At 65.2% G+C, this 12,319-nt stretch carries 13 protein-coding genes and 1 pseudogene; 9 read left to right on the forward strand and 5 right to left on the reverse strand.

Annotation, left to right across the window (positions count from 1 at the left end; genetic code table 11):
• Nucleotides 1-86: 86 nt before the first annotated feature.
• Nucleotides 87-821, reverse strand: a complete 735-nt coding sequence (locus tag SE92_RS19045; RefSeq protein ID WP_063197427.1) for an SDR family NAD(P)-dependent oxidoreductase — start codon at nucleotides 819-821, stop codon at nucleotides 87-89.
• A gap of 148 nt (nucleotides 822-969) precedes the next feature.
• Here SE92_RS19045 and SE92_RS19050 point away from each other — a divergent pair, with 148 nt between their 5' ends.
• The 4 genes from SE92_RS19050 (at nucleotide 970) to SE92_RS19065 (ending at nucleotide 3,531) form a co-directional block, all read left to right on the forward strand.
• Nucleotides 970-1,341 carry a winged helix-turn-helix transcriptional regulator gene (locus SE92_RS19050; RefSeq protein WP_063197429.1) on the forward strand — a complete coding sequence of 124 codons (372 nt, stop codon included), beginning with the start codon at nucleotides 970-972 and terminating at the stop codon, nucleotides 1,339-1,341.
• A gap of 75 nt (nucleotides 1,342-1,416) precedes the next feature.
• Entirely contained in the window at nucleotides 1,417-2,148 is a 732-nt protein-coding gene (locus tag SE92_RS19055; RefSeq protein WP_063197431.1) for a haloacid dehalogenase type II, read from the forward strand.
• Between the two features lie 38 nt (nucleotides 2,149-2,186).
• Nucleotides 2,187-2,654, forward strand: a complete 468-nt coding sequence (locus SE92_RS19060; RefSeq protein ID WP_063197433.1) for a YbaK/EbsC family protein — start codon at nucleotides 2,187-2,189, stop codon at nucleotides 2,652-2,654.
• Between the two features lie 58 nt (nucleotides 2,655-2,712).
• Complete coding sequence (locus SE92_RS19065) at nucleotides 2,713-3,531, forward strand: adenylate/guanylate cyclase domain-containing protein (RefSeq protein ID WP_063203629.1); 819 nt, start codon at nucleotides 2,713-2,715, stop codon at nucleotides 3,529-3,531.
• A gap of 63 nt (nucleotides 3,532-3,594) precedes the next feature.
• Here the strand turns inward: SE92_RS19065 and SE92_RS19070 are convergent, their stop codons facing one another.
• Nucleotides 3,595-3,951, reverse strand: coding sequence for a hypothetical protein (locus SE92_RS19070; protein ID WP_084251850.1), 357 nt, complete (start codon nucleotides 3,949-3,951; stop codon nucleotides 3,595-3,597).
• 249 nt (nucleotides 3,952-4,200) lie between these two features.
• On the opposite strand from SE92_RS19070, the gene SE92_RS19075 reads away from it, so the two are divergent.
• Nucleotides 4,201-6,819: an autotransporter outer membrane beta-barrel domain-containing protein gene (locus SE92_RS19075; protein WP_063197437.1), complete on the forward strand. Its 2,619-nt coding sequence runs from the start codon at nucleotides 4,201-4,203 to the stop codon at nucleotides 6,817-6,819.
• 9 nt (nucleotides 6,820-6,828) lie between these two features.
• Here the strand turns inward: SE92_RS19075 and SE92_RS19080 are convergent, their stop codons facing one another.
• Nucleotides 6,829-7,815, reverse strand: coding sequence for a Bug family tripartite tricarboxylate transporter substrate binding protein (locus tag SE92_RS19080; protein ID WP_063197439.1), 987 nt, complete (start codon nucleotides 7,813-7,815; stop codon nucleotides 6,829-6,831).
• A gap of 147 nt (nucleotides 7,816-7,962) precedes the next feature.
• On the opposite strand from SE92_RS19080, the gene SE92_RS19085 reads away from it, so the two are divergent.
• Entirely contained in the window at nucleotides 7,963-8,220 is a 258-nt protein-coding gene (locus SE92_RS19085) for a hypothetical protein (protein ID WP_063197441.1), read from the forward strand.
• Nucleotides 8,221-8,285: 65 nt separating this feature from the next.
• On the opposite strand, the pseudogene SE92_RS19090 reads toward SE92_RS19085, so the two are convergent.
• Both SE92_RS19090 and SE92_RS19095 read right to left on the reverse strand, forming a co-directional pair.
• Nucleotides 8,286-8,807: pseudogene (locus tag SE92_RS19090) on the reverse strand (REP-associated tyrosine transposase).
• Nucleotides 8,808-8,855: 48 nt separating this feature from the next.
• Nucleotides 8,856-9,800 (reverse strand): LysR family transcriptional regulator, encoded by a 945-nt coding sequence (locus SE92_RS19095; RefSeq protein WP_063197443.1) that lies wholly within the window; start codon nucleotides 9,798-9,800, stop codon nucleotides 8,856-8,858.
• A 119-nt stretch (nucleotides 9,801-9,919) separates the two neighbouring features.
• Here SE92_RS19095 and SE92_RS19100 point away from each other — a divergent pair, with 119 nt between their 5' ends.
• The 3 genes from SE92_RS19100 to wrbA all read left to right on the forward strand — a co-directional run bounded on the left by SE92_RS19100 (nucleotide 9,920) and on the right by wrbA (nucleotide 12,146).
• Nucleotides 9,920-10,672 carry an SDR family NAD(P)-dependent oxidoreductase gene (locus tag SE92_RS19100; protein WP_063197445.1) on the forward strand — a complete coding sequence of 251 codons (753 nt, stop codon included), beginning with the start codon at nucleotides 9,920-9,922 and terminating at the stop codon, nucleotides 10,670-10,672.
• Between the two features lie 36 nt (nucleotides 10,673-10,708).
• Nucleotides 10,709-11,407, forward strand: coding sequence for a pirin family protein (locus SE92_RS19105; RefSeq protein WP_063197447.1), 699 nt, complete (start codon nucleotides 10,709-10,711; stop codon nucleotides 11,405-11,407).
• A gap of 139 nt (nucleotides 11,408-11,546) precedes the next feature.
• Nucleotides 11,547-12,146: an NAD(P)H:quinone oxidoreductase gene (gene wrbA / locus SE92_RS19110; protein ID WP_063197448.1), complete on the forward strand. Its 600-nt coding sequence runs from the start codon at nucleotides 11,547-11,549 to the stop codon at nucleotides 12,144-12,146.
• Nucleotides 12,147-12,319 lie beyond the last annotated feature (173 nt).

Below are 12,319 nucleotides of genomic sequence, written 5' to 3' on the forward strand. Positions count from 1 at the left end.
ATCCCGCTGTGGAGACACCCTCTCCCCAGCCCTCCCCCGCAAGCGGGGAGGAGCACACCTTGATTGGGGCGGCATTCGACCGAATCTCAGATCTGCGCCAGGCCTCCATCCACGAAGACTTCGCTGCCGGTCATGAAGCTGCTGTCCGAGGACGCCAGGAACGCGGCCACCGCGCCCGTCTCGGAGGGATCGCCGACACGTCCGATGGGGGTGGCGCTGCCGAGCGCATCGAACGCTTCCTCACCGACGATCTCCAGCGCCAGCTCGGTCTTGGTCGGCCCCGGAGACAGCACGTTGACGCGGATGCCGGTGCCGCGCAGGTCCTGCGCCCAGCTGCGCGCCAGATTGCGGATCGCGGCCTTGGTCGCGCTGTAGATGCTGAACTGCGGCGTCCCCATGACGCCCGTGCTCGAACCGGTCAGGATGATCGACGCGCCCTGCTTCATCAGCGGCAGGGCTTTCTGTACGGTGAAGACCAGCCCTTTCACGTTGACGTCGAAGATGTGATCGTAATGCTCGACGGTGATCTCGCCGAGCGGGGCGAACAGCCCGGTCCCGGCATTGGCGAAGAGAACGTCGATGTTGCCTCGTTCCTTCCTGACCGTCTCGTAAAGCCGGTCGAGATCGGCAAGATCGGTCACCGAGCCCCTGACGGCGCGCGCCTGGGATCCGAGCTTGGCCACGGCGGCGTCGAGCTGCTCCTGCCGCCGCCCGAAGATGTAGACGAACGCGCCTTCGTCGATGAACCGTTTCGCCGCGCCAAATCCGATGCCGGTGCCGCCGCCGGTCACCACTGCCGTCTTGCCTTGTAGTCTGCTCATGATGTGCTCCTTCACTGAGGTTGCACTGAGCTGGCGGCGTACCCACCTATCGACAAGTATGCACCTTTTGGTAAGTGCCCAAAAAATGTCAGATACGACTTTCCCGCCTGCACAGGCTCCTACTCCGGTCCAGAGCTGCACGCCGACTTTGCCCGGCTTCACCTGCGGCCTCGACGCGACCCTGCGGGTCGTCTCCGGCAAGTGGAAGCCGCTGATCCTGTACTTCGTCGCCCAGGACGGCCCGACCCGTTACGGCGAACTCCGCCGCGCCATCCGCGACGTCAGCGACAAGGTGCTGATCCAGCAATTGAAGGAGCTGGAGGCCGATGGTCTGGTGAAGCGCACCGACTACAAGGAAGTGCCGCCGCGTGTGGACTACAGCCTCACCCCCCTGGGTCACAGCCTCGCCCAGGCGCTCGTGCCGCTCTGCACGTGGGGCACGGAGCATATGGCCGAAGTCAGCCGGGTGTTCGCAGAGCGGGCGACCTGGACACGGCGAGAACGTGAGCCGACTGTCTAGCTTGCGTTGTTCGTGGTGCGAGGGCTGCTTTGCCCTTGAGTTCTTGCGACCATAACGATCCCGGAAGGACACCCGATGCCCATCAACGCCGTCGTCTTCGATGCCTACGGGACGCTCTACGACATCCAATCGGTGGCTGAGATCACCGAGGATGCGTTTCCGGGCTATGGCGAGATCATCACGCAGGTCTGGCGCATCAAGCAGCTCGAATACACCTGGATGCGCTCGCTGATGCGACGCTACCAGGATTTCGCGGCGGTGACGCGCGACTCCCTCGCCTATACGCTGCGGGTGCTCGGGCTCGCTTACGAGAGCGAGGCGTTCGAGCGCGTGATCGAGAAATATCTGCATCTGGACCTTTATCCGGACGCAACCGCAGCGCTCACGGCGCTGAAGCCGCGCAAGCTTGCGATCCTCTCCAACGGCAGCCCGGATATGCTGAATGCGCTGGTGCGCAATTCCGGGCTCCACCGCCTGCTCGATGCCACCATCAGCGTCGATGCGAAGAAGATCTTCAAGCCGAGCCCGCAGGCTTATGAGCTGATCGGCGAGGAGCTCGGGACCGCGCCGAACGAGGTGTTGTTCGTCTCCTCCAATCCCTGGGATGTCGCGGGGGCAAAATCGTTCGGGCTCAAGGTCGCCTGGATCGAGCGGGTGACGCCGGAAGCGATGGCGCTGGCTTGCGTCGAGAACGAAGTCGTGGCACCGCTCACCATGTTCAAGGCGATCCGCACCCAGATGGACGAGCTCGGCTTCGCACCGGACCACCGCGTCCGCGCGCTCTCCGAGCTGCCGGGAATTGCTTAGGGATCGCCGCCCCCGAAGCCTGGAATGAGCTGACTGGAATGAGCCTGGAATCCGTTCGTGCCTTCTTCGCCGAGAAAGCCCCCGACATCTCCGTCATGGAATCCCCGATCAGCTCGGCGACCGTGCCGCTGGCAGCCGAGGCCTATGGCGTCGAGCCCGGAATGATCGCCAAGACGCTGTCCTTGCGCGTCGGCGAACGCGTGATCCTGATCGTCGCCGCCGGCACCTCGCGGATGGACAACAAGAAGGTCAAGGCGCAGTTCGGCGGCAAGCCGAAGATGCTGGGGCTGGAGGAGGTCGCCGACATCACCGGCCACGAGGTCGGCGGCGTCTGCCCGTTCGGGCTGAAATCACCGCTGCCGGTCTATTGCGACGTGTCGCTGAAGGCGTTCGACGTCGTGGTGCCGGCCGCGGGTTCGACCCACAGCGCGGTGCGCATCACGCCGCAGCGGATGGCCGAGCTCACCGCGGCCGAATGGGTCGATGTCTGCGAGGTCAGGCCGTAAGGCGGCACTGGCTACATGCCTGATGCATTTGCCGGTCAGGCAGGCTAGCATGGCGACCATGAGCGACGACAAGGTGAAACGACGACTGACCACCGTGCTGTGCGCCGACGTGTTCGGCTATTCCCGTCTCATGGAGGCGGACGAGACCGGTACGTTGGAGACGCTGCGCCGCTACCGCACGGCCATTGCGCGCCTGGTCGAGCGTCATGACGGCCGCATCGTCAATACCTGGGGCGATGCCGTGATCGCCGAGTTCGCCAGCGTCGTCGAGGCGGTGCAATGCGCGGTCGAGATTCAGCATGAAATCTCGTCGGACGCGTCGCAGACGAATCCAATGCAGTTTCGCATCGGCATCAACCTCGGCGACGTCATGGTGGACGGCTCCGACATCTATGGCGACGGGGTCAATATCGCATCGCGCCTGCAGGAGCTTGCAGAGCCCGGCGGCGTCGTGATCTCGAGCTCGGTCTACGACCAGGTGCACAACAAACTGTCCGTCGGCTTCGACTGCCTCGGCCAGCGGCCGATGAAGAACATTGCGCCCCTGACCAGTTATCGGTTGACCCTGGGTGGCAAGGCTGCCGCGACGGTGAGCGTCCCGATCACGGCAAGCGCGCCTCCCTCAGAGCGGGTGCATGCTCCGCGGATGGACGACAGGCGCGCACCATCATCGATGAATGCCGTCTCCGAGTGGCTCACGAGGCTGCCCCGCCCGCTCGCAGCGGCCCTCACGGTGTCGGCCTTCCTGATTGTGATCAATCTGCTCACCAGCCACAGGATCTGGTTTCATTGGCCCGTCGCAGCCATTCTCTTCGGTGTGGTCATGCGGATGGTGCTCGGAAACCGACCTGAATCGGACAGCAGAACGGAGCGCTGAACGAGGCGGCACGACCCGCATCTTCGCGCTGCGTATCTCTTCCAATCACGCATTCAATAGAGACTAATCGTCGTTGTCGTCATAGGGACGCGGTCGCACCTGCGACGGTGGCGGCGGCGCGTTGTCATAGCGCGGCGGCGGTGCGGCGCGATTGCGCGGGACCTGCTGCTGCGGCGGCATCTGGTTGTTGGACTGGAACACGGCGCGACAGCCGCTCGACAGCTGCGGCGTGTTCTGCTGCAGGCACGCCGTGATGCGGCTCACGTCCGGAATCTGATCACTGCACAGCCGCCACACATCCGGCGTGCAGGCCATCTGCTGTTCCATGGTCCCGCGATATTCTTCGGCGAATGCTGCGCCCGGCGCCACGATGCCGCCGATCGCGAGCACGACACCCAGCGCAATCCGCTCTGTTCGCATGTCCGATCCTTCCCGATTCCGTCGAATTCTCATCAATCAATGAGGCGGGAGCCGGTTCTGACCCAACAACAAAATGTGAAAATGCCGGCCGGAACCGCGGGATCGCCTGACGCCGCAGTCCGTGGCGCCGCCGCAACAGGGCTGGCGCAAACCAGCGTCTTGCGCCTTTCGCCATAAGCCATTTCGCATCACGCCAAGAAGCGCGGCGAGCTTCCCGCTAGCAATGGGGCTGGAATGAGGACATCGTCGATGCCGACTGCAAGAGCGGCTTGTGCGCCGAAGGTCACAACGGCCGCCATCCTTCGTCACAAGCTGCTCGTCACCACGGCGCTGGCATCCCTCGTGATCGCGGCCGCCCCGGTTCTGATGCCTGGCCCCGCGCTCGCGGCCTGTACCGTGGCGGGCACGGGCACGATCGGCGCGCTCAATTCGGGGGACGTCGCGACCTGCACCGGCCTCGGCAACACCGACCACATCAACGCCACCGGCGGGGTCAACGTCACCGTCAACATTGGGGACGGGACGACGACCTCGCTGGTGCCCGGCGCCGGAATTCCAGCGGTCGTTTTCGACGGCACCTTCGCGTCGCACGTCACCGTCAACAATCAGGCCACGGCCTCGACCTACAGCGGAGCCGTTCTGCTCTCCAACGGATCGAACAGCAACAATGTGACGATCGCGGCAGGCGGCATCGCGGAGGGAACGGGTAACGCCGAAGCGGCGATCGTGATCGACAATTCGAACAGCAATCTCGTCAACATTCAGGGGACGGTGGTCGGCACCGGCGCCAACACGACGGGGCTGCGAATCAGCGGGACGTCGAACGGCAATACCGTCCTTGTCTATCAGGGCGGCTCGATCGGCGGCGGCCATACCGGCGTGCAATTCATCGCGGGCGGCAACACGCTGCTCAACGCCGGCACGATTTCCGGCGGCTTCTTCATCGCCATCCAGGGCTCTTCCGGCGCCGACGCGATCCTCAATTCCGGAACCATCACGGGCGGCGGCAGCGGAGCGATCGACCTTTCCGGAGGCGATGACGAGCTCACCCTCGGTCCCGGCTCGACGATCACCGGGATCGTCCGCGGCGGCAGCGGCACGGACACGCTGAAATTCGGCGGCAGCGGCAGCGCCACGTTCGATCTCGGAACGCTCGGTGCCGGCCTGCAATATGACGAGTTCGAGCAATTGGCCAAGACCGGCGCCTCGGTCTGGACGCTGACCGGCACCACCGCTTTCAACGGCGCCACCATTGTGGACGCCGGCGGGCTGATCGTGAATGGCACATTGCCCTCGATCGTCAGCGTCAACGGCGGTTATCTCGGCGGCACCGGGACGGTCGGCGGCATCGTCGTCAACAATGGCGGCGCGGTGGCAGCGGGCAATTCGATCGGCACCCTCAACGTCAGCGGCAACGTCACCTTCAACGCCGGCTCGACCTTTGAGGTCGAGATCAATCCCGCCGGCCAGTCGGACAAGATCGCGGCGGGCGGAATGGCGACGCTCAATGGCGGCACCGTGCGGATCGTGCCGCTCGGCGCCGGCTTCCTCGCCAACACCCAATATACGATCCTGACTGCGGCCGGCGGCGTCAGCGGCACGTTCGCTTCGCTCACGTCGTCGGGCAGCCCGCTGGTCACGGGGCAGCTCAGCTACGATGCCAACAATGTCTACTTCATTCTGCAACAGATCGGCGGCTTCGGCACGCTGTCGGGCCTGACGCCGAACCAGGCCGCGGTGGCGGGCGCGCTGGACAAGGCGCAGTCTGGCGGCGCATCGGCATCGCTCGGCACCGCGATGAACACGCTCGCGGCGTTGAGCACTCCGGGCATCAAGGCCGGTCTCGACGATCTCGCCGGGCAAATTCACCCCGATGGCCGCCGCTTCACCGCCGACCAGGCCGACATGTTCCAAAACTTCATGTGGAATGCCGGGACGCAGTCCCACGGCGAGGCCGTGCGCATGTCGGCCTCCGCCTATGCCGCGGAGCCGGCGGACCCGATCGGCAAGGCGCTGCGCGGACGCCGCGCGGCGCCGGTGCAGAGCGTCTGGTTCGGCGGTTACGGCAATTGGGACAAGGTGGCGGCGAGCAACATCGCGTTTGGGACGAGCACGGTCATCGGCGGTGCAGCGCTCGGCGTGGATTTCTGGCAGTTGCCAGGCTTCACGGCGGGCGTTGCCGTGGGCGCATCGACCGGCCGGCTCCGCATGGCGGGCCGCGCCGATCGCATCGAGGCCAATGCCGGGCATGCGGGCTTCTACGCGCGGGGCGAGAGCGGCGGATTCACTCTCGCATCCGCCATCAGCTATTCCTTCGCCGCGCTCGAAAGCTCGCGCTCGATCTCGTTCCTCGGCGAGACGGCAACCGCCTCCTCGCGGGCGAACAGTTTTGCCGCCTCGCTCGGTATCGCGCGTCCCTTCGAGATCGGGTGGCGCATCACGGCCGAGCCATTCGCCAAAGCGGACTGGTACGCGACGCGGCAAGGCAGCTTCTCCGAAACCGGCGCGCCCGGCGTCAATCAGCTGGTGCAGGCCGGCCGATACGACGTCGGCTACGGCACCGCCGGCTTGCGCGCCCATCATCGCGTGATGATGCCGAACGGTTACGCTGCGCAGCTCGGCGCCAGCATTGCCGTGCGCCACGAGCTGACCGGCGGCGCCGCGACCACGACGGCCGCGCTCGAGGGCGCGCCCGGCATTCCGTTCGCGATAACAGGCGTCGAACGCGCACGCACGGTGGCGCTCACCGGCGCCGAGATCCGATGGAACCTCACGGCCGCAACATCCTTCAAGGCGTCCTACGAGGGCGCCTTCGCGTCGGGATATGACCGGCATACGCTGCGGGGCGTGGTCCGCAGCGAGTTCTGAACGGGCGCCCTACTCCACCTTGCCGATCTTCTTCACCGCCGCGATCAGCCGCGCACTGTCGGTTGCAACGAATTGCGCGAAGGCCGGCGCGTCCTGATAGGCGACGAGACTGCCCGAGGTCTCGAATGCCCTCAGTACGTCGGGGCTGGTCATGACCTGCGCCATCGCCTCGCGCAGCCGGGTCGCGATCGGCGCGGGAAGAGCGCTCTGCGCGAACAGCCCGGCCCAGATATACATCTCGACATCCTTGTAGCCGAGCTCCTGGAAGGTCGGCACGTCGGGGAAGCTCGCGATGCGCTGCGCGCCGCAATTGCCGAGCACGCGCAGCTTGCCGTCGTCGACCTGCGGCTTCAGCGTGCCGGGTGCGGCGGCGATCGCCTGCACGGTGCCGCCGAGGATCGCCGTGAGCGCGGGACCTGCGCCGCGGAACGGTACGTGCAGCAGCTTGATGCCGGCGCTGTTTGCGAACATCTCCATCGCCACGTGCAGCGTGCCGTAGGGCCCGGACGAGCCGTAGGTGATCTGGCCCGGGCGCCTCCTGGCATCCTCGACGAAATCCTGCGCTGTTTTCCACGGCGCGGAGGCCGGCACCGCCAACAGCGTGGGATCGGCGAGCACGCGCGCGATCGGCTTGAATTGCGAGACCTCGTAGGCGGCGGGACGATCGAACAGCCGGTCGGCCTCGGGCAGCACCGCGAGTGAGGACAGCGTCATCAGCAGCGTATATCCGTCAGGCTCGGCGCGTGCCGCCGCGGCATTGCCGACCGAGCCCCCGCCGCCTCCGGCGCGGTTGTCGACGATGACGGGCTTGCCCAGGATCCGCTCAAGCGCCATGGCGACGGGGCGCGCCGCGAGATCGGCCTGGCCCCCGGCCGGGAACGGCACGATCATGGTGATGTTGCGCACGGGATAGGTTTGGGCGAACGCTGGATCCGGTGCTGCAAGGCGAAACAACGGCAATGAAGCAGCGGCGCGCAAGAGATCGCGTCGATCCATGTGGTGCCTCCCCCTGATGTTCTTATGTCGCCGCCAGCCTAGCGCGCCAGACGGCAAGAACAAGCCGTTTACGAAGTGTTCACCATGTCGGGCTCCCCCAGGAACGCATGTCCGGAGCCGCTGTTGCCCTCCCAAGGAGAGTGAACGATGCGGAATCTGGCGACCATCGACGTTGCGCTGGACGAGATGCTGGTGAATCTCGCGGCGATCGTGTTGCGGCTGTCAAAGCCCGAACTGACGCGGACACCGGAAGCGCGGCGCGCATTGGCGCAATCGGTCCATCAATATGCAGCTTGCGCGAAGCGTTCGAACGACCCTCGCGTTCACGAATTGAAATCGCAGCTGGAAGAAACGCTGAAGCCGAACCTGCGCATCGTCGCAATCGACGGCGTCAAGGTGGCGTAGGCAAGCTGCAAAGCGAGATGCCGTAGGGTGGGCAAAGGCGCGCTCTTCGCGCGCCGTGCCCACGATCACTCGCCGAAGTGCCCCGGAATGTCCCGCAAGTCTCCTCCCCAATCTAGGGGAAGCCTCCCCTGCTTCACGTATCGATGAAAGCTGCTGAACGACCAATCGCGCACTCGAGCGACGAGTCCGTGTCTGACGGGATTGAAATGGATGTAATCAACGTGACGCTCAAAATCGCGTCGTCGCGAATTGCGTGCTCCCAATAGCGGCGCTGCCAAATGCCCTTCTCCCGCTTCTTCAATTTGCTCATTGAAGGCGGCGCGGCTTCCAGGCCACGAGAAAATCCACCTTTGATCAGATTCCAGCGCGATGAAAAGTCGACGTCCCCTTCGGGCAGCGTCCAGATCGTGTGGAGGTGATCGGGCAAGATGCAGATCGCGACGGTCTCAAAAGGTCGGCGTTCAAAGACGGTACGGTAAATTCGTCTGAGGCCGATCAGCTTGATCGACGAGGAGTGTGCTCGAACGATCTTCGAGAACAACAGTGAAAAAGAAAGTCCGGCCTTTTGCGCGCCGATATCGAGACACTTGCGATCTTCTCGGACAAAGACTTGGGCACGCTTCGCTTTGCCCACCCTACGGCAGTTGCGTTGTCTTCGCACCTTTCTTCGTCCGCCGCTTGCACGTGCCCGGCAGCTTGGCTGCGAGAAAATCGCCGAGTGCTTCGACGCGGGCGGGGCGCGGGCCGCCGGGGGGCGTCACCAGGTGTACGGCGCTTTCGGGCTGCTTCCAGTCCTTCAGGATGACTTCGACCTCGCCGGACGAAATCGCTTCGCCGACGATGAATTCGGGCAATTCGGCGATGCCGAGGCCCGCGATCAGCGACGGCATCAACGCCTCGCCATTGTTGACGCGAAGCTGGCCGCCCGGACGCACGCTGGCCTGCTCGCCGGCCGAATTGCTGTAGTGCCAGATGTTGGGCGTCGACATATAGGCGTAGCTGAAGCATTTGTGGTCGGCCAGATGCATCGGATGCGTCGGGCGTCCCTGGCGCTTGAGATAGGACGGCGCGGCCACGGTGTAGCGCGGCATGGTGAAGAGCTGCCGCGCGAGCAGCGAGGAATCCGGCAGGCGCGCGATCCGCACGGCCATGTCGAAACCTTCGCCGATCAGATCCACCGTCGCATCGCTCAAGTGAAGATCGACCGAGACTTCCGGATAGGCCTCGAAAAACTCCGGCAGCAGCGGCGCCACCGCCTTGATGCCGAACGTCATGGGCACGGCGAGCCGCACCAGGCCGCGCGGCGCCACGGACTGCGCCAGCGCCTCGTTCTCCGCCGCCTCGCCGTCGGCCAGAAGGCGCGTCGCGCGCTCGGCGAGCTTGTGGCCGGCATCGGTCAGCGCGAGCCGGCGCGAGGTGCGGTTGAACAGGCGGGCCCCTAACCGCTCCTCGAGCCGGGTCACGGCCTTCGAGACCGTCGCCTTGGACATCGCGAGCTCGCTCGCGGCCCCCGCAAACGACCGTAATTCCACGACTTTTGCGAAAATCGCGAGCGCCTCGAAATCGGGGAGTTTTGCCATGGGAGCCGATCCGATCGTACTTTTTGGGAAACAATGTGTTTCGATAGTTTCTATTTCTATACCACAGGCGCAGGCTTATCCAAGGGGTCATCAGACATTCCAGGACATGGAGACATCCAATGACCAAGAAGCTCTCAGGCAAGGTTGCCCTCGTCACCGGCGGCTCGCGCGGCATCGGCGCAGCAAGCGCCCGCGCTCTCGCCGACGAAGGCGCAGATGTCGCCATCAGCTACGTCGCGTCGCCCGAAAAGGCCGAGGCAGTCGTCGCTGAGCTGAAGGCCAAGGGCGTGAAGGCCCGCGCCTTCAGGGCGGACCAGGCCTCGGCCAAGGACGTGACGCAGCTCGTCAAGGACGTGGCGAAGGAATTCGGCCATCTCGACATCCTCGTCAACAATGCAGGTGTCGCCAATGGCGGTGCGATCGACGACGCCAAAGCCGACACGGAAGCGCTGACTCGCCAGGATCAGGTCAACGTGCATGGCGTGATCGCGGCGATCCGCGCCGCCTCGCAATTGATGGGTGAAGGCGGCCGCATCGTCACCGTCGGCTCCATGTTGGCCGACCGGGCCTCGTTCCCGGGCCTTGCCGACTATGTCGCCACCAAGGCGGCCGTGGTCGGTTACACCAAGGGCGCCGCCCGCGACCTCGGCCCGCGCGGTATCACCGTCAACGTGGTGCAGCCCGGCTCGATCGACACCGACATGAATCCAAAGGACGGCGGCGAGTTCGCCGAGACCCAGCGCAAGCAGCACGCGCTGCAACGCTTCGGCCGCCCCGAGGAAGTCGCCGCGGGAATCGTGTTTCTCGCAAGCCCCGAGGCCTCCTTCGTCACCGGTACCGTTCTCAACGTCGACGGTGGATTCGGCGCCTGATCAAGGCGCCAACCGTTCAACTCAAGGATTACGCAGATGATCGAACTCAGACCCTTCGCAAAACTCGGCGGCGCCGACCATGGCTGGCTGAAAGCAAAGCATCATTTCTCCTTCGCCAGCCATTATGACCCCAACAACATGGGTCACGGTGCCTTGCGGGTGTGGAACGACGACGAGATCGCGCCGAACACCGGCTTTCCCGCCCATCCCCACGCCAACATGGAAATCATCACCTATGTGCGCGAGGGCGCGATCACCCATCAGGACAGCCTCGGCAACGAGGGCCGCACCGAAGCGGGCGACGTGCAGGTGATGAGCGCCGGCAGCGGCATCCGCCACTCCGAGTACAATCTGGAGCCGTCCAGGACGCGGATCTTCCAGATCTGGATCGAGCCGACGCAGCGCGGCGGCCAGCCGACCTGGGGCTCGAAGCCGTTTCCGAAGGCCGATCGCTCCGGCAAGCTCGTGACCATCGCGAGCGGGATCGAAGGCGACACCGACGCGCTGCCGATCCGGGCCGATGCGCGGGTGCTCGCCACCACGCTGAAGGCTGGCGAGCGCGCGGAATACGCGCCGCAGACGTCGCGGCATCTCTACCTGGTGCCCGCGGCCGGCGCGGTCGAGATCAACGGCGTCCGCGTCAACGCCCGCGACGGCGCCGCGATCCGCGACGAGGAGCGGCTGACCATCACCGCGCTGGAAGATTCGGAGATCGTGCTCGTCGACGCGGCTTAGCCACACCAACTCGTCATGTCCGGGCTTGACCCGGGCATCCATCGCCTTCGCAAGAAGATTTTCGAAGAGCGATGGGTTGCCGGGTCAAGCCCGGCAACGACACCGACAGAACAATTCATTTCATCCAACGGAGACCATCATGACCAAAGTTCTCGTCCTCTACTACTCCGCCTACGGCCACATCGAAGCCATGGCCAACGCCGTTGCCGAAGGCGCGCGCGAGGCCGGCGTCACCGTCGACATCAAGCGCGTGCCGGAGCTGGTGCCGGCCGAGGTCGCCAAGGCTTCGTACTACAAGGTTGATCAAGCCGCCCCGATCGCCAAGATCGAGGACCTCGCCAATTACGATGCGATCATCGTCGGCACCGGCACCCGCTTCGGCCGCATGGCCTCGCAGATGGCGAACTTCCTCGACCAGGCCGGCGGGCTCTGGGCCAAGGGCGCACTGCACGGCAAGGTCGGCGGCGCCTTCACCTCGACTGCGACCCAGCATGGCGGCCAGGAGACGACGCTGTTCTCGATCATCACCAACCTCCTGCATTTCGGCATGGTCGTGGTCGGCATGAACTACGGCTTCGCCGGCCAGATGAAGCTCGACGAGGTCACCGGCGGCGCACCCTACGGCGCCACCACGATCACCGGCGGCGACGGCAGCCGCCAGCCCAGCGCCAACGAGCTCGCCGGCGCGCGCTATCAGGGCCGCCAGATCGCGGAGACCGCCAAGAAGCTCCACGGCTGAGCCGCAAGGCCTGGGGGGTCTCGTGGCTAATACGACGCGGGCGGCATTTCCTTCGCGAATGCCGCCCCGTCACCCTACAGCGTGAGGTCCGCGTGGGGCTGAACCGGAGCCGTCGGCATGGGCGCGGGGGCGGTCGAAAGCCACCAGACCCTCACCGGCAAACCAGCATGTCT

Source organism: Bradyrhizobium sp. AT1, from assembly GCF_001590795.1.
Classification (GTDB): Bacteria; Pseudomonadota; Alphaproteobacteria; order Rhizobiales; family Xanthobacteraceae; genus Bradyrhizobium.